Origin of the sequence: Paragemmobacter kunshanensis (genome assembly GCF_011059185.1) — a bacterium.
Lineage (GTDB): Bacteria > Pseudomonadota > Alphaproteobacteria > Rhodobacterales > Rhodobacteraceae > Paragemmobacter > Paragemmobacter kunshanensis.
Map to the genome: position 1 here is coordinate 211,864 of NZ_JAALFE010000004.1, position 20,351 is coordinate 232,214.

A 20,351-nucleotide genomic window follows, 5' to 3' on the forward strand; every position below is an offset into this window, starting at 1 on the left:
CCATGACGATCAAGGAAATCTTCGACCGCATGGATTACGGCCCCGCCCCCGAAGGCAATGCCGAGGTGAAGGCATGGCTCGCGAAACACGGCCAAACCTTCGGCCATTTCATCGACGGCGGGTTCACCAAACCGGCCGCGACCTTCGCCACGAAGAACCCCGCCAATGGCACCGACCTCGCGCAGATCACCCAAGGCACCGCGCAGGACATCGACGCAGCCGTCGCCGCCGCTCGCCGCGCGCAGCCGAAATGGGCGCGCCTGCCGGCCCATGCCCGCGCGAAATACCTCTATGCGCTGGCCCGCCTGATCCAGAAACACGCCCGCCTTCTGGCCGTGCTGGAAACGATGGACAACGGCAAACCCATCCGCGAAAGCCGCGACATCGACGTGCCGCTGGTCGCCCGTCACTTCTACTATCACGCAGGGCTGGCCCAGCTGATGGACAGCGAACTTCCCGGCCACGCCCCCCATGGCGTCTGCGGCGCGGTGATCCCGTGGAACTTCCCGCTCCTGATGCTGGCATGGAAGGTCGCCCCTGCGCTGGCCGCCGGAAACACCGTGGTCCTCAAACCCGCCGAGTACACCCCGCTCACCGCCCTCCTCTTCGCCGAAATCACGCGCGAGGCAGGGCTTCCCAAGGGCGTCCTCAACATCGTCACCGGCGACGGCGACACGGGCGCCGCCCTCGTCGCGCATCCCGGCGTCGACAAGATCGCCTTCACCGGCTCCACCGCCGTGGGCAAGGCCATCCGCCGCGCCACGGCAGGCACGGGCAAGGCGCTGACCCTCGAACTGGGCGGCAAGTCCCCCTACATCGTCTTCGACGACGCCGATATCGACTCTGCCATCGAAGGCCTCGTCGATGCCATCTGGTTCAATCAGGGACAGGTCTGCTGCGCCGGATCGCGCCTTCTGGTGCAGGAAGGCATCGCCCCCCGCTTCCACGAAAAACTGAAACGCCGGATGGACGGCCTCCGCCTCGGCGACCCCTTGGACAAATGCATCGACGTGGGCGCGGTGGTGGACCCGATCCAGCTCGCCACCATCACCGACATGGTGAACGGCTCCGACGGCGACATCTACCACGCCGATACGCCGATCCCGGCCCAAGGCTGCTTCTACCCGCCCACCCTCATCACCGGCCTCGGCACCGCCTCCCGCCTGATGCAGGAGGAAATCTTCGGCCCCGTCCTCGTCTCCATGACCTTCCGCACGCCCGCCGAAGCCGTCGACCTTGCCAACAACACCCGCTACGGCCTCGCCGCATCGGTCTGGACCGAAAACGTCAACCTCGCCCTCGACATCGCGCCCAAGATCAAGGCGGGCGTCGTCTGGGTCAACGCCACCAACCTCTTCGACGCCGCCGCTGGCTTCGGCGGGGTGCGCGAAAGCGGCTTCGGCCGCGAAGGTGGCTGGGAAGGCCTCATGGCCTATCTCAAGCCCGTCCGCAGCGCCAAACCCCTGAAACCCGTCGCCGCAATCCCTGAACCGCGCGATTTTGATCCCCCCACCCTCGACCGCACCGCCAAACTCTTCATCGGCGGCAAACAGGCCCGCCCCGACGGCGGCTATTCCCGCCCGGTCTTTTCTCCGAAGGGCAAGCACCTCGGCCATGTCGGCCTCGGCAACCGCAAGGACATCCGCAACGCGGTCGAAGCCGCCCACGCGGCCAAAGGCTGGGGCAAGGCCACAGGCCACAACCGCGCCCAGATCCTGTACTACATCGCCGAAAACCTCTCGGCCCGCGCGACCGAATTCGCCGCGCGCATCCGCGATCTGACAGGCCGTGACGGCACGGCAGAAGTGGACGCCAGCATCGCCCGCCTCTTCACCTATGCCGCATGGTCGGACAAATACGACGGTCAGGCCAAATCCGTCCCGATCCGCGGTGTTGCCCTTGCCATGAACGAACCCGTGGGCGTCATCGCCGCCCTTTGCCCGGACGAGGCACCGCTGCTTGGCCTGATCTCCACCATGGCCCCCGCCATCGCGATGGGGAATACCTGCGTGCTGGTGCCGTCAGACCCCTTCCCGCTGGCCGCGACGGACCTTTACCAGGTGCTGGAAACCTCCGACCTGCCCGCAGGCGTGGTGAACATCGTCACCGGCAGCCATGCCGAACTCGCCAAGCCCTTGGCAGGCCACATGGATGTGGAGGCGCTCTGGTCTTTCTCCTCGACCGATCTTTCCGCCCTGATCGAAAGCGAAAGCGCGGCAAACCTCAAGCGGACATGGGTCAACAACGGCCGCGCCCGCGACTGGATGGGCGCAGAGGGGGAGGGCCGCGAATTTTTGCGCCATGCCACCGCGATCAAGACCATATGGGTCCCCTATGGCGAATAGGGAAAAATCTTCACTGAAGATTTTTCCCCACAGGCTTTCCATGGAAAGCCTACGAATTTTCGCAGAAAATTCGTGCCCCGGAAAATTCTTCGGATGAAGAATTTTCCTGTCTCAGGCCCGACCAGACGCCGCTGACAGGGTCAGCGGGTCGATGCCCATCACCTTGAGCGCGCCCACCCACTTCCCCGCATCATCCGGCGAAAAGACAAGTTCCGCCGGCGCATCCGCCACCAGCCAGCCATTCGCGCGGATCTCGGATTCAAGCTGCCCCGGCCCCCAGCCGGAATAGCCCAGTGCCAGCAGGGCCCGGCTGGGCCCACCGCCCTGGGCCAATGCCTCGATGATGTCCAGCGTCGCCGTCATGCCATAGCCCGAGGCGATCTGCATGGTCGTGGCCCCGCCCGCATAATCCGTCGAATGCAGCACAAAGCCGCGCCCGCGTTCGACCGGGCCGCCGGTATGAATGCGGATATCGCGCCCTTCGGCCCCAATCGGGATGGAAAGCTGCTCCAGCAGGCTGGCAAAGGTCAGGTCCCGCGCCGGACGATTCACGATCAGGCCCATTGCCCCTTCGGCCGAATGGGCACAGATCAGGATCACGCTCTTTTCGAAACGCGGGTCGCCCATGCCCGGCATGGCGATCAAGAGCTTTCCATCCAGATCCAGCCCGGCCATCTCCACATCCTCCGCCTGCTTCCCCGAAGATGGCCCTGTTGCAGCCCTGCCTCAAGCCCCCGAAGGTCATTTCCTGTCGCCGGATCGTGATTTCCCATTTCACCGCCGATCCCTATCTTCGCCTCATGCGCCAGATTGCCCCCCTTGCCCTGCTTTGCCTGCTCCCCTGCCTGCCCGCCGCCGCCCAGTCACAGGATGACGTACTGACCGGCGCCTTGCGCAGCGGTTGGCAGGCGGCTGACGGGTCGCATATGGCCGCGCTCCATCTTGTGATGGCACAGGGGTGGAAGACATACTGGCGCAGCCCCGGCGATGCCGGCATCCCCCCCAGCTTCGACTGGACAGGAAGCGAGAATGTCCGCTCTGTCCGTTTTCACTGGCCCCGCCCGGAAGTGTTCAGCCTGAACGGGCTGAACACCATCGGCTACAAGGGCGATCTCGTCCTGCCGATCGAGGTGATCCCCGCCGATCCCTCCCTGCCCGTCCGCCTCAGGGCTGCGGTGGATCTGGGGGTCTGTTCCGATATCTGCCTGCCCGCCAGCCTGGCATTCGACGGCGTCCTCTCCGGCCCGGGGGCCCCAGACCCCCTGATCCATGCTGCGCTGGCCGATCAGCCGCTCACCGGGCGCGAGGCCGGTCTCGGCGGCATCGGCTGCCGCATCGACCCGATCAAGGATGGCCTGCGCGTGACAGGCACGATTGACCTGCCAAGGGGAAATGGCGCCGAAACCGTGGTCTTCGAACCCGGCCTTTCCGGTGTCTGGGTATCCGAATCCGCCGTTCAGCGGGACGGGAACACCCTTGTCGCCACGGCCGAGATGGTCCCCCCGCAAGGCAAACCCTTCGCGCTGGACCGGTCCATGGTCGTTGTCACCGTGATCTCGGACGATCGCGCAGTGGAAATCCGGGGCTGCCCCGCACCCTGAGGCGCGACCGCCTTCAACCCTGACCGGCACGCAAGCGCTGCCCCGGGCCTCAGGCCCTCTGTCGCGTCAGCAGGAAGATCGCCCCCGTCACCGCACCCGCCGCCAGAAGAACCAGCAGGAACGCCGCCGCACCGGCGGGCAACCCGGCCAGCCAGGGCAGCAACGCGACCTGCCATCCCGCCAGGGCCCCGCCTGCAAGGACCGGCCCGAGGATCAGCACCAGCAGCGCCAGCATCACCCCGACCCCGATCCCCAGCACCCGCCGCATCGCAGCCCCCCGCGCGCCGCGGCCCCGCAAGCCACGCCTGAGCGCCTTCAGCCGCCGCGTGATATCCGCCTGCACCACCGTGATCGCCGGAACCACCAGCAGCACGAGGAACATCCCGAAGCCCAGACCAAAGACCAGCGTCACCACCGTCGGCTTCAGGAACTCTGCCTGGCTTGATCGTTCGAACAGCAGCGGCGCAAGCCCCAGCACCGTCGTCAGCGTCGTCAGCAGCACCGGGCGCAGCCTGTCGGCGACCGCATCCACCACGGCCGGGATCAATCCGCGCCGCCGCGAATACTCGTCAATTGTCGACACCAGAACGATCGAATCGTTCACGATGATCCCCGACATGCCGATGATCCCCACGATCGAGAACATCGACAAGGGCACCCCCCAATACCAATGCCCGAAGATCGCGCCCACCAGCCCGAAGGGAATGACGGACATCACCACGAAAGGCCGCGCCCAGCTAGCAAAGACCCAGGCAAGGCACAGATAGATCCCCACCAGCGCCAGCAGCACCGACACCGCCGCCCCGCCCAGAAACTCCCGCTCCTGCTCTGCCTGCCCGGAATAGCGCACCTGCACCCCGAAATCCTGCTCGATCCGCGGCACGAAATCCTGCCGGATCGCGGCCTGAATCTCTGTCGCGCGGGCCGGATCATCCTCGGCCAGGTCGCCGGACACCGTCACGACGCGCAGGCCATTCTCGCGCACCACCGATGAAAACCCCGCCGCGCGCTCCACCGTCACGATATCGGCCAGCGGCACATAGCGCGTCGTGCCATCGGCCCCGGTCGCGCGCATCTGCGTCCGTTCCAGGAAATCCGCCGTCAATTCGCCCTCGGGCAGTTCCACCCGGATCGCCGCCGAACGCGGGCCATCGGGGAAGGTCGCCGCCTCGATCCCGCCCAGCATGTCGCGCAGGTCGGCGGCCAGCCGGTCGATGGCAAATCCCATGGCCTGCCCGGTCGGGGTCAGGCTCAGGACAAGTTCCTCCTTGTCATAGGCCAGCGTATCCTCCAGCCCCGACACTTCGGGAAACACCGCCAGCCGCGCCTTCAGCGCCTCGGCCGCCGCCTTCAGGACCGACGCATCCGCCCCGTAGAAATCGACCGAGATCGCCGATCCGCCCGGCCCGAACCGGCCGCCGCGAAAACTCAGCTCCTCCAGCAGCGGATGCCGGCGGACCTCGGCCTCCACGGCGGCGATGAAGGCGGTGCCGGAATAGGGCCGCAGGTCCGGATTGACGATCTCCACCGAAATCCCACCCAGGAGATCGGCATCCTTCGTCGCCGCCCCCGAAAGACCGCGCCCCGTGCCGCCGCCCACCTCGGCCATGACGAATTCCACCGGGTTCAGCCCATGCTCGGCCTCATAGGCAGCACCCACCGCCGCGACCGCCCGCTGCAACTCGGCCATCATCGCCTCGGTATCGGCCCGTGTCGCCCCCGGCAGCATCGCGAAATTTCCGGTCAGCGACGATTGCTCGGGCGCGTTGAAAAAGCGGAACGGAACATCCCCGCGCAGGAACAGCGCCGCCTGTGTGGCCAGCGCCAACACGGCCGCCGCCAGCACCGGATAGCGCGCCGCGATCACCCAGCGCATCAGCGGTTTCATCCCCGCTTCCTTGAAGCGGTCCAGCTGCCGGTTCATGAACCGGCTTGGCGCGTCATACCATTTTTCCTTCACCGAATCCGCCAGCGCATGGGCCATGTGATTGGGCAGGATCAGGAAGCACTCGATCAGCGATGCCAGCATCACCGCCATGACGGTAAAGGGAATGTCCTGGATCAGATCCCCGAACCGCCCGCCGATGGCCGCCAGCGCCAGAAAGGCGATCACCGTCGTGATCGTCGATGCCAATACAGGCCCCGCCATGCGCACCGCCGCCCGCTCCGCCGCCACGACCGGGGTTTCCCCCAGATGCCGCACGCGGAAATCGGCGTGTTCCCCCACGACGATGGAATCGTCCACGATCACGCCCAGCACCAGGATCAGCGCGAAAAGCGAGATCATGTTGATCGTCAAACCGCCCGTCCACATCACGAAGACGGCGGCAAGGGTCGCCACCGGAATGCCCGCCGCCACCCAAAGCGCGATGCGCCCGTTCAGGAACAGGAACAGCATCAGCACCACCAGCACCAGCCCGGTCGCCGCATTGTCGAACATCAGCGACAGCCGCTCGGTGATCTGCTCCGCCCGCGTCCGCACGAGATCGAGCGTCACACCCTGCGGCAGGGCGGGCCGCATCGCAGCCGCAACCTCGGCCACGCGGGCCTGCATGTCGATGGCATCGCCCTCGGGGCCCCGCTCTACCCGGATCGCCATGGCCGGGTTCTCGCCCACAAAGGCCGCGCGCCCCCGATCCGCCCCGTCCACCCGAACGCTGGCCACGTCGCGGATGCGCAAAACCGTCCCATCCGCCGCCACCCGCAGGGCGATATCGCCGATCTCATCCGCGCGGCGGCGCTCCTCGCCGGTCCGCACCCGGGCGGCCCCCGTCGCCACTTCCCCCGCAGGCGACGTCACCACCGCCGCCGCGATGGCATCGGCAATCTCGGCCATGGTCACGTCATGCCGCATCAGCGCGACCGAAGTCACCTCGACCACGGTCTGCGGCGCGGACAATCCATTGATCGTGGTCCGCGTGACGCCCGCCGCAAAAAGCCGCGCGGTGAATTCATCGGCCAGCCGCGCCAGTTGATCCACGCCCACCGGCCCTGTGATCACCACATCCGTCACCTGATCGCGCCAGGCGCTGCGCCGCACCTCGGGTTCCTCGGCATCGGCGGGCAGGGTCGTCACGCCTTCGACCGCCGCCGTCACGTCCTGCGCGGCGCGGTCCAGATCAATGCCCGGCTCGAACTCGATCTCGATCGAGGCCCGCCCTTCGAAGGATCGCGAATTCGTCGCCGCCACGCCTTCGACGGCGATCAGCGCGGGCTCCAGAACCTGCACGATGGCGCGGTCCACATCCTCGGCCCCGGCCCCCGGCCAGGACACATCGACATCCACTTCCGAAATGATGACATCCGGAAAATACTGCGCCCGGATATTGCCCGCCGCCGCCAGCCCGGCCACCAGCATCACCACCATCACCAGGTTGGCAATGGTCCGATGCCGCACGAAATAGGACAATATCCCCCTGGATCGCATCGCCCTCAGCCCCCGGCCCGGGCTTCGATCCGGGCCACGACATCGGCCGGCACGCGCTCCATCTTCAACTGCTCCAGCACGCGCGCCTTGGCCTCCTGCGGCATCCGGGCATTGCCCTCCACCGCCGCAATCAGCGCCGCGCGGCGCTCCTCCGTCAGATCCAACATCTCGGGCTCGGCCCGGGCCTCGGTGGCCTCGCCCGGGCGCACGGGGCGCACCTTGATCCCCGCCCCCAGAAGCGGCGACCGTTCCGCCACCACCTCGCGGCCGACCAGCCCGCCGGGGGCCACGATCACCCGGTCCCCCTGCCGGCGCAGCACCTCGACCGCCACTTCCTGCAAGCGCGCCTCACCGTCCAGCGCCAGCACGCGGCCCTGCGCATCCACCGCCGTCGCCGGCAGATCGGCCACGCCGTCAAGCGCGGGTTCCTCCACGGCCACCGTCACGAAATCCCCCGGTCGCAGGCCCGGCGCCGCCTCCAGCGCGGCATAGACGACACGGCCCCCGCCCGCCTCGGCCCCCGAAGCGCCCGCCCGCACGATGCGCCCCTCGGCGGCCAGCGCCGCCCCGGCCACATCCAGCCGCGCGCTTGCCCGGGCCTCCACCAACTGCCCCCGCGAGTCGATCAGCCGCGCATATTGCGCCGTCGACAGCCGGAACGAAACCTCCAGCGCCGCAGGGTCGATCAGCGTGCCCAGAACCTCGTTCGCGCCCACCTGCCCGCCCGCGACCAGCGCCGCCACGCCCTCAAGCCGGCCGTCGAATTCCGCCGTGATCACCGTCTCGGAAAGGGCGCGCTCTGCCTCCGACAGGTTGATCCGCGCGCGCGATACCGCAATCGCCGCCTGATCCACCGCCGCTTCGGCCTGCGCCAGCGCCGACCGGCTGCCCAAAAGCGCCTGCGCCGCCTGCGCCTCGGCCAGGGCCGCCGTCTCCACCGCCGCCGCCGATCCCGCGCCGCGCGCCTCGATGTCGCGCTGCCGCTGCAAGGCCTGCCCGCGCAGCGCCAATTGTGCCTCTGATTGCGCCAGATCGTCCCGCGCCAGATCCAGCCCGCGCGCCGCCTCGCGCCCCGCCGCTTCCGCCTCGGCCAGGGCCGCCGCCGCAAGATCGCGCGCCGCCGTCGCCTCGGCCGGGTCCAGCCGCACCAGCACTTCGCCCGCCCGCACGATGGCGCCGTCGGCAAAACTCGACGAAAGCTCGGCCACCCGGCCCGCGCGCGGCACGCGCAATTCCAGCCGCCGCACCGACCGGACCTCGCCATAGGCGGTGATCACCGGCACGATGTGCCCGGCCTCCACCCGCACCACATTGGCCGAAATCACCCGCTCTTCCGCAGGCCGTGCCGGGCCACCGCCCGCCATCCGCTCGCGCAGCGCGCCCATCACCACCCCGACCGCCAGCGCCAGCAGGGCCAGCGTCACCGCCGCCAGAAACAAACCGCCGACCGCGCGACCGAAAAACCGCATTCCATCCCCTTCGCAGACCCTGCTGCCCTGACGCCAACCTAGCCCGTCAGGCCGCCCGCGCCAATGACGCCTGCGTGAAACGCCGGATGCCCAGGTTTCCGTCGCTGCCCTGCGCTACTTTCTGCGGCGATGTTCCTCAAGCCGGGGGAAGATCTCGACAAAGTTGCAGGGCCGGTGGCGATAGTCGAACTGCCATTTCAGGATCTCGTCCCAGGCATCCCGACAGGCCCCCGGGCTGCCCGGCAGCGCAAAGAGATAGGTCCCCCCCGCCACGCCACCACAGGCCCGCGACTGCACCGCGCTTGTTCCGATCTTCTGCATCGACACGATGGTAAAGACCGTGCCGAAGGCCTCGATCTCCTTCTCATAGACGTCGCGATGCGCCTCGACGGTGACATCCCGCCCCGTCAGCCCCGTGCCGCCCGTCGTCAGGATCACATCCACCGCCGGATCGGCGATCCAGGCCCGCAACTGCGCCGCGATCCCGGCCCGGTCATCCTGCACGATCCCCCGCGCGGCCAGCAGATGCCCCGCATCCGTCAACCTCTCCACCAGCGTATCGCCCGAACGGTCGTCCGCTGCCGTCCGCGTGTCGCTGACGGTCAGCACGGCAATCCGCACCGGGATGAAATCCTTCGTCTCGTCGATCCGGCTCATCTCGCCCTCAATCTCGCCTGTATCTCCAGCAGATCCGCCCAGGCCTCGCGCTTTGCCGCCGGGTTGCGCAACAGATAGGCCGGATGCGTCATCGGCATCACAGGCCGGCCAAGCGCCTCGGTCCATGTGCCACGCAGCCGCAGGATGCCCTTCGCCCCCAGCAGCGCCGAACAGGACACATTCCCCATCAGCACGATCACCTCAGGCTGGGCCAGTTCGACATGCCGCTCGACAAAGGGCCGCATCATGGCCACTTCCTCGGGCAGCGGATCGCGGTTGCCCGGGGGCCGCCAGGGCATGACATTCGTGATATACAGCGCCCGCTCCGTATCGGGATTGTCGCGGCCCAGTCCGATGGCCGCGAACATCCGGTCCAGAAGCTGCCCCGCCGCCCCCACGAAGGGCCGCCCCTCCAGATCCTCCTCGCGCCCCGGCGCCTCGCCCAGGATCAAGACCCTTGCCCCCGCCCGCCCATCGGCAAAGACAAGGTTGCGCGCGCCCTTCTTCAACTCGCAATGCTCATATCCCGCCAGCGCCTCGCGCAGCGCCGCCAGCGTGCCGGCCGCCGCCGCCCGCGCCACCGCCTCGGCCACCGCCGCATCCGCCGCCTGCGCCGCGCGCTCTGCCGCGCTGATCTGGGGCACATAGGGCTCTGCCGCGCGCGCCTCCGGCCCCTTCTGCGGCAAGGGGGCCGCACTGGCCGGTGCGGCCTGCCATGCCCCGCGCTCGGGCAGGTCATAGGCATTCACCGGATCCTCGCCGATGACTTCGTCCACACCCAGTTCCATCTGCCAGCGCAGCGCCGCCAGCGCCGCCTGCCAGCCTTCGGGCGTGGAGATGTCCAGATCGATTCCCATGCCCGCAAAACTAGGCCCGCCCCCGGCCCTGCGCCACCGCCAAATTTTCCCGCGCGAAACCGGACCCCGCCGCGCGGCTTGCCCGATCCACTGCCCCCCCCTATAAGCCGCAGGAAACCCCGAAGGAGGATGAGAATGACCTTCCGCGCGCGCCACCTCCTCGGCATCGAACATCTCGCGCCCCTCGAAATCACCACCGTCCTCGATCTGGCCGACCGCTATGTCGATCTCAACCGCCGCACCGTCAAACAATCCGACGTGCTGGCCGGGATGACGCAGATCAACATGTTCTTCGAAAACTCCACCCGCACGCAGGCCAGCTTCGAACTGGCGGGCAAGCGGCTGGGGGCCGACGTGATGAACATGTCCGTCGCCCAGTCATCGGTGAAGAAGGGCGAAACCCTGATCGACACCGCCATGACGCTGAACGCCATGCATCCCGATCTGCTGGTGGTCCGCCACGGCGCATCCGGCGCGGTCAACCTCTTGGCCTCCAAGGTCAACTGCGCGGTGCTGAACGCGGGCGACGGCCGCCACGAACACCCGACCCAGGCGCTGCTCGATGCCCTTACCATCCGCCGCGCCAAGGGCCGCATCCAGCGCCTGACCGTCGCCATCTGCGGCGACATCGCCCATTCCCGCGTGGCGCGGTCGAACCTGATCCTCTTGGGCAAGATGGAAAACCGCATCCGCCTGATCGGCCCCCCCACCCTGATGCCATCAGGCATCGGCGAGTTCGGGGTCGAGGTCCATGACGACATGCGAAAGGGCCTCGAAGGCGCGGATGTGGTGATGATGCTGCGGCTTCAGAAGGAACGCATGGATGGCGGCTTCATCCCGTCGGAACGTGAATACTACCACCGCTACGGCCTCGACGCCGACAAGCTTTCGCATGCCAAGCCCGATGCCATCGTCATGCATCCCGGCCCCATGAACCGCGGCGTGGAAATCGACGGCGATCTGGCGGACGACATCAACCGCTCCGTCATCCAGGATCAGGTCGAAATGGGCGTCGCCGTCCGCATGGCCTGCATGGACCTGCTCGCCCGCAACCTGCGGCTGGAACGCGGGCGCAAGATCGTGGGAACGATGGTATGACACCCGACCCCGACCGCAAACCCACGAAGGACGAGATGAAGCAGGGCGGCAAGGTCGCGGCCCTTGTCCTGATCTTCCTCGCCCTCTTCACCATCTATTTCGTGGTGGGATGATGGAGTTTCGCCCCGATCCCGCCGCCTACCTGCGCGCCCATGTCATCATGGCCCTCGTCGGCGGCATCGCCGCGGGCCTTGTCCTTGTCGCGCTCGGCAATTCCGACCCCTGGGTCGGCCCTGTCGCCGCCCTTCTCGCCATCGGCATCCGCGCCGCCTATGTCCGGTCCGAAGCGATGGGCGAAGTCTGGCACCTCACCGGCACGCACCTCACCGGCCCCGGCGGCCGTTCCATCCCGCGAGACCAGATCGTGCAGGCCCGCCCCTTCCTCGGCGCGGTCCAGATCGTCACCCGTTCGGGCGACAAGCACCTGATCCGCTACCTTCCCGATCCTGCCGCCGCCGCGCGCGCCATCCAGTCCGGACCCCGCACATGACCACGCTGCACCTTACCCATGCCCGGATCATCGACCCCGAGGCAGGCACGATTACCCAGGGCTCCGTCACATTGGCGAAAGGCGTCATCGCCGCCATCAACGGCCCGAAACCCAAGGGCGCGACGGAAATCGACTGCGGCAACCACCACCTCGCCCCCGGCATCGTGGATATCGGCGTCAAGATCGGTGAACCCGGCGAACGCCACCGCGAAAGCTTCCGCTCCGCAGGCCTCGCGGCAGCGGCAGGTGGCGTCACAACCCTGATCGCCCGCCCCGACACCGCCCCCGCCATCGACACACCCGAAACGCTGGAATTCGTCACCCGCCGCGCGCTTGACGCCTCTCCCGTCCGCATCCGCCACATGGCCGCCCTGACCAAGGGCCGCGAAGGGCGCGAGATGACAGAGATCGGCTTCCTCCTCGACGCAGGCGCCATCGCCTTCACCGACGCCTTCGCCGTGACGCAGGACGCCAAGGTTCTCTCCCGCGCCTTCACCTATGCCCGCTCCCTCGGCGCGCTGGTGATCGGCCACCCGCAGGATCCGGGTCTCTCCAAAGGCGCCGCCGCCACCTCGGGCAAGTTCGCCTCGCTCCGCGGCCTGCCCGCCGTGTCGCCCCTTGCCGAACGCATGGGCCTCGAACGCGACCTCGCGCTGGTCGAAATGACGGGCGTGCGCTACCACGCCGACCAGATCACCACCGCCCACGCCCTGCCCGCGCTGCAACGCGCCAAGGAGTCGGGCCTTGATGTCACGGCAGGCACCTCCATCCACCACCTGACCCTGAACGAGATCGACCTCGGCGACTACCGCACCTTCTTCAAGCTGACGCCCCCCCTGCGCTCCGAAGAAGACCGCCTCGCCTTGGTCGAAGCCGTGGCAAACGGCACCATCGACTGCATCTCCTCCATGCACACCCCCGCCGACGAGGAATCCAAGCGCCTCCCCTTCGAAGAGGCCGCCGCAGGCGCCGTCGCCCTCGAAACCCTGCTCCCCGCCGCCATGCGCCTATACCATGCAGGCCATATCGACCTGCCCACCCTCTTCCGCGCCCTCTCGCTGAACCCGGCCAGACGCCTCGGCCTGCCCCAAGGCCGCATGGCCATCGGCGCCCCCGCCGATCTGGTGCTGTTCGATCCCGACGCCCCCTTCCTGATGGACCGCTTCAAGTTGCAGTCCAAATCCAAGAACACCCCGTTTGACGGACAGCGGATGGAGGGTAAGGTGCTGGCCACCTTCGTGAACGGAACCCGGGTCCACACAGCATGATCTTCCTGCCCGAAATCACCTCTGCCCCGCTGGCCCTCGGCCTTGTGGCCCTGCTGGCCTATCTTGCGGGGTCCATCCCCTTCGGCGTGGTGATCACCCGCGCCATGGGCCTTGGCGACCTGCGCCAGATCGGATCGGGCAATATCGGCGCAACCAATGTCCTCAGGACAGGCAGCAAACCCGCCGCCGCCGCGACCCTGATCCTCGACGCGGCCAAGGGCGGCATCGCCGTGCTGATCGCCCGGGCACTGGTGGGGGAAGATGCCGCACAGATCGCGGCACTCGCCTCCTTCCTCGGCCACCTTTACCCGGTCTGGCTGGGCTTCAAGGGCGGCAAGGGCGTCGCCACCTTCCTCGGCATCCTGCTAGCGCTGGCCTGGCCCGTCGGGCTCATGGCCTGCGCCACATGGGCCGTGGCCGCGGCGCTGACGCGCATTTCCTCGGCCTCGGCGCTGGCTGCATCGGCGCTCAGCCCCGGCTTCCTCGCCTTCGCGGGCTATTCCGATCTGGTGCTTCTGGCCCTGCTGCTTGCCGCGCTGGTCTGGATCCGCCACGCCGCCAATATCCGCCGCATGCGGGACGGAACAGAGCCGCGGATCGGAAAGAAGACCGCTTGAAATCGCCCAGGCAAGCGACAGCCTGCCGTCAGCGGATTTCAACACCGTTCAGCAAGCGCTTCAAAACGGCAAACTGATAGACAATCGCTGCAAGACCCAATGTAATGATTGACAGGAGAAGCCAGATCACGGCGTGTCCGATGATCTCTCCCAGGCCAACCTCCACATGCAATTTACCCACGACGCGCCCGTCCGGGGCAACAAGGCTCGTCCGGTTGATCGGCGCCTTGAAGATGTAATAGGGTGCGATGAATAGACCAAGACCAAGTGTCACGATGGTCAGAAGCACCCAGATTATTACCGTCCCAATACCTTCAGAAACAGTGAAATCGCACTTCAGTTTGTGCCCCGACGGAATAAGGGAATTCATTTTAACATTTCCTTTCAAATTGTTAACCGAAGCCTCAGTGAACTGCCCCTCACTTCACTGAACAATAACGAAGCCTTAAACCATGAAAGAAATATGTCCAAACTGTGCGCTCCGGCACAGCCTGCACAAAAACCCTACGCGCCGCCCGCAGCGTGCCGAAAGGCTGATCGGCTTCTTCGACTTGTGCAGAGTCACAGGCCCCAGCCGCTTCGGGGCCAACCTCGTTCAGGCCTGATCCCAATTGGCTTCGCCATGGCGCACCCTTGGACGCAGCCTTGCCGATACCTGAACTCGCCGCCCGCTGCGTGCCCACAGAGTGCGGCACAGGCTGCGGCACGGGAAATTGACTGCCGTCGTGGCCCTAAAGACTCGCGGCCTCATAGATCGGGGCCAAGTCGCCCCCCCAGGCCCCGCGATACTGCGACAGCCAGCGATCCGCCTGCGTCAGGCCGGTTTCCACCGCTTCCACCAGCGGCGCCAGATAGCGCTCTTCCCCCAGACCGCGCCCCGCCAGCCCCGCCTGCGACAGCGCCACCGCGGCCCGTGCCAGATCGGCGATCCGCACCCCGCCCGCCTGCCCGGCAAGCCCCTCGACCGAGGCCGCAACCCGCAGCCCCTCGCGCGTCTCCGCATCAAGCCCCTTCACAAGGTCCCATGCCGCGTCCAGCACCGTCTGGTCATAGATCAGCCCCACCCAGAAGGCCGGCAGCGCCACGATATGCGCGAAATCCCCGCAATCGGCCCCGCGCATCTCGATATACCGCTTCACCCGCGCTTCGGGGAACACGGTCGTCATGTGATCCGCCCAGTCCGAAAGCGTCGGCTTCTCGCCCGGCAGCGCGGGCAGTTCGCCCTTCAGGAAATCTCGGAAGGACTGGCCCAGCGCATTGATGTATCTGCCGTCGCGATAGACAAAATACATCGGCACATCCAGCACCCAGTCGACATAGCGCTGAAAGCCAAACCCCTCATCAAAGGCGAAAGGCAACATCCCCGTGCGCGAGTCATCCAGCCCCCGCCAGATGCGCGACCGCCAGGATTTGTGCCCGTTCAACTTGCCCTCGAAAAACGGCGATGAGGCGAAAAGCGCGGTCGCCACCGGCTGCAGCGCCAGCGCCACCCGCATCTTCTTGACCATGTCCGCTTCCGACGCATAGTCGAGGTTCACCTGAACCGTCGACGTGCGATACATCATCTGCGTGCCATGGGTGCCGACCTTGCCCATGTAATCCGTCATCAGCCGATAGCGCCCCTTGGGCATCACCGGCATGTCCTCGTGCCGCCATTCCGGCGCCGCCCCGATCCCCATGAAGCGGATGCCCAGCGGCTCGGCCAGGGCGCGCACCTCATCGAGGTGCTGGCGCAGTTCCGCCTCCGTCTCGCGCAGCCCGGCGAAGGCCGCACCCGAAAGCTCGAACTGCCCGCCCGGTTCCAGGCTGATATTCGCCCCGTTCCGCGTCAGCCCGATGACGTTGTCGCCCTCGCGCACCGGCTCCCAGCCGAACTGCGCCTGCAACCCCGCGAAAAGCGCACTGATCGACCGCGCCCCGTCATAGGGCAGGGGCTGGCGCGTGTCGGTCAGCCAGCCGAATTTTTCATGCTCGGTCCCGATGCGCCAGTCGGCCTTGGGCTTGCAGCCCGATTCCATGAACTCGGCAAGCTGCGCAAAGCTCTCGATCGGCCCGCCACCGGACTGGGGAATGGACATCTTCAAGGCTCCGCTGCGTGTCTTGGTTCAAGGCCCCGACTCGTGCTTCGCCTGACGGGGCAAGTCAAGGGGCCGAAGCCGCCCGCCCGCGCGCCGTTACAGGCGTGATACGCCCCGCCCGGCCCGCCGCCAGATCAGCCGCGACTGTTCTGCCGGGGCAAGGCCGCGCCCCTGCCCGTCGCCCTGCGGACCAAGGGCCGCCAGCAGGATCGACATCTCCATCCCCGGCAGCCCGGCAAAGACATCAAACAGACCCTCGGCCCCCGTTGCATCCACCGGCACCAGCAGAACCTGCCCATCCGCCTGCCGCAGCCGCCACAGCCGCCGCCCGCGCAACGACATCAGCCGCACCTCATCCAGCTCCGGCACGCTGACGAACCCGCCAAGCTGCGGCCCCATATAGGAAATCTGCCCCTCATCCAGGCTCACCACGCCCGGCGCGGCCGCCCCTTGGGCAAAGCGCAGCCGCCGCCAGCCCTGCAAGGCAAGCCCCGCCGCCAGCCCCGCCAGGATCAGCCCGACCGGCACCAGCAGCCATCCCCCAAGCGATGCGATCCACAGGCCCAGCAGCAGCACCGAACCGGCCCCGATCACCTCGCGCCACTGCCAGAACGCCGCGCGCAGTTCCGGCCGGATCACCGCCAATCCCCCAGCGCCGCCTGCCACAGCGCCAGCGCCGCCACCGCCGCCGTATCCGCCCGCAGGATGCGCGGCCCAAGGCTGACGGGCAGAACCGCAGGCATCGCCCTCAGCTTCGCCTTCTCTCCTTCCGAAAACCCGCCCTCCGGCCCGATCAATATGGCCCAGGGCCCCGGTTCCGCCCCCGCCAAACCCTGCGCGGCCCCCACCAGAGACTCATCGCACCACAGGATGCGCCGCCCCTCGGGCCAGCCCGCCAGCAGCCGCTCCAGCGCCACCAGATCGGCGACCTCCGGCACATAGGTGCCCCCGCATTGCTCCGCCGCCTCTACCGCATGGGCCTGCAGCCGGTCCTGCCGGATGCGCTCGGAATTGGTATGCCGGGTCTGCACCGGCAGGATCCGCCGCGCGCCCATCTCCACCGCCTTCTCCACGATGAAATCCGTCCGCGCCTTCTTGATCGGCGCGAACAGCAGCCACAGGTCCGGCGGCATCAGCAGGGCCCTGGTCTGCCGGTCGCAGACCAGAACACCCCCCCGCTTGCCGGCTTCCGCGACCTCGGCCCGCCATTCCCCGTCGCGCCCGTTGAACAGCGCAACCGCCGCCCCCTTGGCCAGGCGCATCACCGAAAACAGGTAATGCGCCTGATCCGCGCCCAAGGCCACGGCTTGCCCCTGCCCAAGGGGCTGATCTACATAAAGACGAACCTTCGCATCCATGGCCCGCACCCTATGACCCAACCGCCCGTAATTCCAGAGGCCGGCATCGTTGCCGATGCCCCGCGCGGCAATTGGGTCGATACGCTGGCCCCCGCCGCCACCCGCCCCTACCTGCGCCTGTCACGCGCCGACAGGCCCATCGGCACCTGGCTCCTGCTCATCCCCTGCCTCTGGGCCATCGCCCTTGCCGCCGCGTCCACCGGCGGCTTCACCTGGCTCGACCTCTGGCTCGTCGCCTCCTCGGCCGTGGGGGCCTTCCTGATGCGCGGCGCGGGCTGCACCTGGAACGACATCACCGACCGCGATTTCGACGCCGCCGTCGCCCGCACCCGCTCGCGCCCCATCCCCTCGCGCCAGGTCACCGTGAAACAGGCGCTTGTCTGGATGGTGGCGCAGGCCCTCGTCGCCGCGCTCATCCTCTTCACCTACCACCCCCTCGCCATCGCCCTTGGCGTGGGCTCCCTCGCACTCGTCGCCATCTACCCCTTCGCCAAGCGCTTCACCTGGTGGCCGCAGGCCTTTCTCGGCCTCGCCTTCAACTGGGGCGCGCTGCTGCTCTGGGCCGCGCATTCCGGCAGCCTGACCCTTGCCCCCATCCTCCTCTATGCGGCTGGCTTCGTCTGGACACTCTTCTACGACACGATCTACGCCCACCAGGACAAGGAAGACGACGCCCTGATCGGCGTCCGCTCCACCGCCCGCCTCTTTGGCGCGCATACCGGCAAATGGCTGGCCCTGTTCCTTGTCCTGACGGTCCTCCTGATGGCCGCCGCCGCCACCCTGGCCCTGCTGCCGCTGGCCTCGCCCCTGCCGCTTCTCGTAGCGCTGGCGGGGGCCTGGGCCATGGGCGCCCACATGTTCTGGCAGATGCGCCGCGTGGATATCGACGATCCCGCCGCCTGCCTGTCCGTCTTCCGCTCCAACCGCGATGCCGGGCTGATCCCTGCGCTGTTTATTGCCGCTGCGGCACTGGTTTGATTGATCCTTCCCCCCTGCCGACGTAATCACGGCAGGCCGTCGCAGAATCCCCGCCCGGGCCTGCCCCCGGCACGAATCGCCCAAGGAAAGCTGCCCGATGCGCCTGCCAAAGCTGTCATTGCCCAACCTGCGCAGGGCCGATTTCCGCCTCGCCCGTCTGCGGCGCCTGCCGCCGGGCCTCACCGCGCTTCTGGCCTTCGCCGTGGCCGGGGCCTTCGCGCTCTTCATCGCGATGACGGCCGCCGCGGTGATCGAACGCCGCTCCGTCAAGGCGATCAACTGGGCCATGGCGAATGAGGGGATCACCTGGGTCAAGGCCAGCGCCGATGGCATGCTCGTCACCCTCTCCGGCACCGCCCCGAACGAGGCCGCCCGCTTCCGCGCCGTCAACATCGCAGGCTCCGTCATCGACAGCGGCCGCGTCCGGGACGAACTTTCCGTCACCCCCGTCACCCAGATCGAAGCCCCCCGCTTCTCGGTCGAGATGCTGCGCAACGATGACGGGATCCAGCTCATCGGCCTGCTGCCCGAAGGCAGCGACGAACCCACCCTCGCCGCCGCCGCCGCCGAACTGGCCCAGGGCGTGCCGGTGGCCGACATGCTGGAAACCGCGGCCTATCCCGCGCCCGCAAGCTGGCAGGCGGCCTTCGATTTCGGCCTGAACGCGCTGCGCCTGCTTCCCCGCTCCAAGATCTCCGTCGCCGCCGACCGGGTCGAGGTGACGGCCATCGCCACCAGCGATGCCGAAAAGCGCAACCTCGAAAGCGAACTCGCCCGCCTGCGCCCCGAAGGCCTCGCCCTTGTGATCGACATCTCCGCCCCCCGCCCCGTCATCACCCCCTTCACCCTCCGCTTCGTCAAGGATGCCGAGGGCGCCCGCTTCGATGCCTGCTCGGCCGATACCGACGCCGCGCGCAACCGCATCCTCGCCGCGGCCATCGCCGCCGGGATGGAGGGCAAGGGCAGCTGCACCGTCGGCCTCGGCGTGCCAAGCCCGCGCTGGGGCGAAGCCGTCGAAGCCGCCATCCGCGCCATCGCCGCCATGGGCCAGGGCACCGTGACCTTCTCGGATGCCGATATCTCGCTCGTCGCCGCCGAAGGCACCGATCAGGCCGCCTATGACCGCGCCGTGGGCGAACTCAAGGCCGCGCTGCCGCAGGTCTTCTCGTTGAATGCCACGCTCCCCAAGGCGGCCAATGCCACGGCGGGCCCTGCCGAATTCACCGCCACGCTCGCCCCCGAAGGCCGCGTCGAACTGCGCGGTCGCCTGACCGACGATCTGCAACGCGCCGTCGTCGACAGCTTCGCCCAGGCGGAATTCGGCGTCGGCAAGGTCTACAATGCCACAAGGCTCGATTCCGAACTGCCCGATGGCTGGCCCGTCCGTGTCCTCGCCGGGATCGAGGCGCTGGGCGAACTCGACGAAGGCAGCCTTCTCGTGCGCGCCGACACGGTCGAGGTGTCGGGCATCACCGGCTCGCAAAGCGCGCGCGACCGGATCAGCCAGATCCTTTCCGACAAGCTCGGCCAGGGAAAGACATTCCGCGTCTCCGTCCGCTATGACGAAGCCCGCGATCCGCTGGCTGCCCTGCCCACGCCGGAAGAATGCCTCGCCCGGATCGACAGCCTGCTGGACAGCCAGAAGATCACCTTCCCCCCCGGCTCCGCCGAAATCGACGCGGCCACCGGCCAGCTGATGACGCGCCTCGCCGATACGCTGAACGAATGCCCCGCTTTGCCGCTGGAAATCTCCGGTCACACCGATTCCCAGGGCTCGGAAGAGGGCAACCGCGCCCTCTCGCAGGCCCGCGCCGATGCCGTTCTCCTTGCCCTTCAGGGCCGCCGGGTCGAAGTGTCGGAAATGCGCGCTGTCGGCTATGGCGAAGCCCGGCCCATCGCCGACAACGAAACCGAAGAGGGCCGCGAAGCCAACCGCCGCATCGAATTCACCCTGATCGGCGCGCCTGCCGCCCCGGCCACGGCCGAAACGGCCGATGCCTCTGTACCGGTCCCGCAGACCGCCACCGCAGGGGAAGGGGTGGTGATCCCCGCCCTCGCCCCGCCCACCGATGCGGCTTCCTGCGTCGGCAACATCACGGCCCTTCTGG

At 67.8% G+C, this 20,351-nt stretch carries 16 protein-coding genes and 1 pseudogene; 8 read left to right on the forward strand and 9 right to left on the reverse strand.

Annotated features, from left to right (window positions below; all coding sequences use genetic code 11):
- Positions 1 to 2: 2 nt before the first annotated feature.
- The gene (locus G5V65_RS06255; RefSeq protein ID WP_165047986.1) at positions 3 to 2,345 is read left to right on the forward strand and encodes an aldehyde dehydrogenase family protein; all 2,343 of its coding nucleotides are present in this window, start codon (positions 3 to 5) and stop codon (positions 2,343 to 2,345) included.
- A 111-nt stretch (positions 2,346 to 2,456) separates the two neighbouring features.
- Here G5V65_RS06255 and G5V65_RS06260 read toward each other — a convergent pair whose 3' ends face one another.
- Positions 2,457 to 3,011: a YqgE/AlgH family protein gene (locus G5V65_RS06260; protein WP_165048129.1), complete on the reverse strand. Its 555-nt coding sequence runs from the start codon at positions 3,009 to 3,011 to the stop codon at positions 2,457 to 2,459.
- 38 nt (positions 3,012 to 3,049) lie between these two features.
- Between G5V65_RS06260 and G5V65_RS06265 the strand changes: the two genes are divergently transcribed.
- Positions 3,050 to 3,946 carry a protein-disulfide reductase DsbD domain-containing protein gene (locus tag G5V65_RS06265; protein WP_241250466.1) on the forward strand — a complete coding sequence of 299 codons (897 nt, stop codon included), beginning with the start codon at positions 3,050 to 3,052 and terminating at the stop codon, positions 3,944 to 3,946.
- A 49-nt stretch (positions 3,947 to 3,995) separates the two neighbouring features.
- On the opposite strand, the gene G5V65_RS06270 is transcribed toward G5V65_RS06265, so the two are convergent.
- From G5V65_RS06270 to G5V65_RS06285, 4 genes are all read right to left on the reverse strand, one after another.
- Positions 3,996 to 7,373 (reverse strand): efflux RND transporter permease subunit, encoded by a 3,378-nt coding sequence (locus tag G5V65_RS06270; protein ID WP_165047988.1) that lies wholly within the window; start codon positions 7,371 to 7,373, stop codon positions 3,996 to 3,998.
- 5 nt (positions 7,374 to 7,378) lie between these two features.
- Positions 7,379 to 8,842 (reverse strand): efflux RND transporter periplasmic adaptor subunit, encoded by a 1,464-nt coding sequence (locus G5V65_RS06275; RefSeq protein WP_165047990.1) that lies wholly within the window; start codon positions 8,840 to 8,842, stop codon positions 7,379 to 7,381.
- Positions 8,843 to 8,956: 114 nt separating this feature from the next.
- Positions 8,957 to 9,499: a molybdenum cofactor biosynthesis protein B gene (gene moaB / locus G5V65_RS06280; RefSeq protein ID WP_165047992.1), complete on the reverse strand. Its 543-nt coding sequence runs from the start codon at positions 9,497 to 9,499 to the stop codon at positions 8,957 to 8,959.
- Positions 9,496 to 10,356 (reverse strand): uracil-DNA glycosylase, encoded by an 861-nt coding sequence (locus tag G5V65_RS06285; RefSeq protein ID WP_165047994.1) that lies wholly within the window; start codon positions 10,354 to 10,356, stop codon positions 9,496 to 9,498. The genes moaB and G5V65_RS06285 overlap by 4 nt, the downstream gene beginning before the upstream one ends.
- 135 nt (positions 10,357 to 10,491) lie before the next feature.
- On the opposite strand from G5V65_RS06285, the gene G5V65_RS06290 reads away from it, so the two are divergent.
- The 4 genes from G5V65_RS06290 (at position 10,492) to plsY (ending at position 13,829) form a co-directional block, all read left to right on the forward strand.
- Positions 10,492 to 11,454, forward strand: coding sequence for an aspartate carbamoyltransferase catalytic subunit (locus G5V65_RS06290; protein ID WP_165047996.1), 963 nt, complete (start codon positions 10,492 to 10,494; stop codon positions 11,452 to 11,454).
- A gap of 109 nt (positions 11,455 to 11,563) precedes the next feature.
- Positions 11,564 to 11,944, forward strand: a complete 381-nt coding sequence (locus G5V65_RS06295; protein WP_165047998.1) for a hypothetical protein — start codon at positions 11,564 to 11,566, stop codon at positions 11,942 to 11,944.
- Positions 11,941 to 13,212: a dihydroorotase gene (gene pyrC / locus G5V65_RS06300; RefSeq protein WP_165048000.1), complete on the forward strand. Its 1,272-nt coding sequence runs from the start codon at positions 11,941 to 11,943 to the stop codon at positions 13,210 to 13,212. Before G5V65_RS06295 ends, pyrC begins: the two co-directional genes overlap by 4 nt.
- Positions 13,213 to 13,217: 5 nt before the next feature.
- Complete coding sequence (gene plsY, locus G5V65_RS06305) at positions 13,218 to 13,829, forward strand: glycerol-3-phosphate 1-O-acyltransferase PlsY (RefSeq protein ID WP_394352231.1); 612 nt, start codon at positions 13,218 to 13,220, stop codon at positions 13,827 to 13,829.
- A gap of 28 nt (positions 13,830 to 13,857) precedes the next feature.
- Here the strand turns inward: plsY and G5V65_RS06310 are convergent, their stop codons facing one another.
- The 4 genes from G5V65_RS06310 to G5V65_RS06325 all read right to left on the reverse strand — a co-directional run bounded on the left by G5V65_RS06310 (position 13,858) and on the right by G5V65_RS06325 (position 17,265).
- Positions 13,858 to 14,199, reverse strand: coding sequence for a DUF6693 family protein (locus G5V65_RS06310; RefSeq protein WP_165048004.1), 342 nt, complete (start codon positions 14,197 to 14,199; stop codon positions 13,858 to 13,860).
- Between the two features lie 361 nt (positions 14,200 to 14,560).
- Positions 14,561 to 15,907, reverse strand: a complete 1,347-nt coding sequence (locus G5V65_RS06315) for a glutamate--cysteine ligase (protein ID WP_165048006.1) — start codon at positions 15,905 to 15,907, stop codon at positions 14,561 to 14,563.
- A gap of 96 nt (positions 15,908 to 16,003) precedes the next feature.
- Positions 16,004 to 16,546: a hypothetical protein gene (locus G5V65_RS06320; RefSeq protein WP_165048009.1), complete on the reverse strand. Its 543-nt coding sequence runs from the start codon at positions 16,544 to 16,546 to the stop codon at positions 16,004 to 16,006.
- Positions 16,543 to 17,265, reverse strand: a complete 723-nt coding sequence (locus G5V65_RS06325) for a 16S rRNA (uracil(1498)-N(3))-methyltransferase (RefSeq protein ID WP_165048011.1) — start codon at positions 17,263 to 17,265, stop codon at positions 16,543 to 16,545. Before G5V65_RS06325 ends, G5V65_RS06320 begins: the two co-directional genes overlap by 4 nt.
- Before the next feature lie 12 nt (positions 17,266 to 17,277).
- On the opposite strand from G5V65_RS06325, the gene ubiA reads away from it, so the two are divergent.
- Both ubiA and G5V65_RS06335 read left to right on the forward strand, forming a co-directional pair.
- On the forward strand, positions 17,278 to 18,243 hold the full coding sequence (gene ubiA / locus G5V65_RS06330) for a 4-hydroxybenzoate octaprenyltransferase (RefSeq protein WP_165048013.1): 966 nt from the start codon (positions 17,278 to 17,280) through the stop codon (positions 18,241 to 18,243).
- A 157-nt stretch (positions 18,244 to 18,400) separates the two neighbouring features.
- A pseudogene (locus G5V65_RS06335) lies at positions 18,401 to 20,305 on the forward strand (OmpA family protein); the annotation flags it as partial.
- Positions 20,306 to 20,351 lie beyond the last annotated feature (46 nt).

Bases quoted from the DNA above. Each gene is read 5' to 3' on its own strand.
- G5V65_RS06315 (WP_165048006.1), bottom strand. From the start codon at position 15,907: ATGTCCATTCCCCAGTCCGGTGGCGGGCCGATCGAGAGCTTTGCGCAG.
- G5V65_RS06255 (WP_165047986.1), top strand. From the start codon at position 3: ATGACGATCAAGGAAATCTTCGACCGCATGGATTACGGCCCCGCCCCC.
- G5V65_RS06265 (WP_241250466.1), top strand. From the start codon at position 3,050: ATGGCCCTGTTGCAGCCCTGCCTCAAGCCCCCGAAGGTCATTTCCTGT.
- pyrC (WP_165048000.1), top strand. From the start codon at position 11,941: ATGACCACGCTGCACCTTACCCATGCCCGGATCATCGACCCCGAGGCA.
- G5V65_RS06295 (WP_165047998.1), top strand. From the start codon at position 11,564: ATGATGGAGTTTCGCCCCGATCCCGCCGCCTACCTGCGCGCCCATGTC.
- moaB (WP_165047992.1), bottom strand. From the start codon at position 9,499: ATGAGCCGGATCGACGAGACGAAGGATTTCATCCCGGTGCGGATTGCC.
- G5V65_RS06310 (WP_165048004.1), bottom strand. From the start codon at position 14,199: ATGAATTCCCTTATTCCGTCGGGGCACAAACTGAAGTGCGATTTCACT.
- G5V65_RS06325 (WP_165048011.1), bottom strand. From the start codon at position 17,265: ATGGATGCGAAGGTTCGTCTTTATGTAGATCAGCCCCTTGGGCAGGGG.
- ubiA (WP_165048013.1), top strand. From the start codon at position 17,278: ATGACCCAACCGCCCGTAATTCCAGAGGCCGGCATCGTTGCCGATGCC.
- G5V65_RS06285 (WP_165047994.1), bottom strand. From the start codon at position 10,356: ATGGGAATCGATCTGGACATCTCCACGCCCGAAGGCTGGCAGGCGGCG.
- G5V65_RS06290 (WP_165047996.1), top strand. From the start codon at position 10,492: ATGACCTTCCGCGCGCGCCACCTCCTCGGCATCGAACATCTCGCGCCC.
- G5V65_RS06270 (WP_165047988.1), bottom strand. From the start codon at position 7,373: ATGCGATCCAGGGGGATATTGTCCTATTTCGTGCGGCATCGGACCATT.
- G5V65_RS06275 (WP_165047990.1), bottom strand. From the start codon at position 8,842: ATGCGGTTTTTCGGTCGCGCGGTCGGCGGTTTGTTTCTGGCGGCGGTG.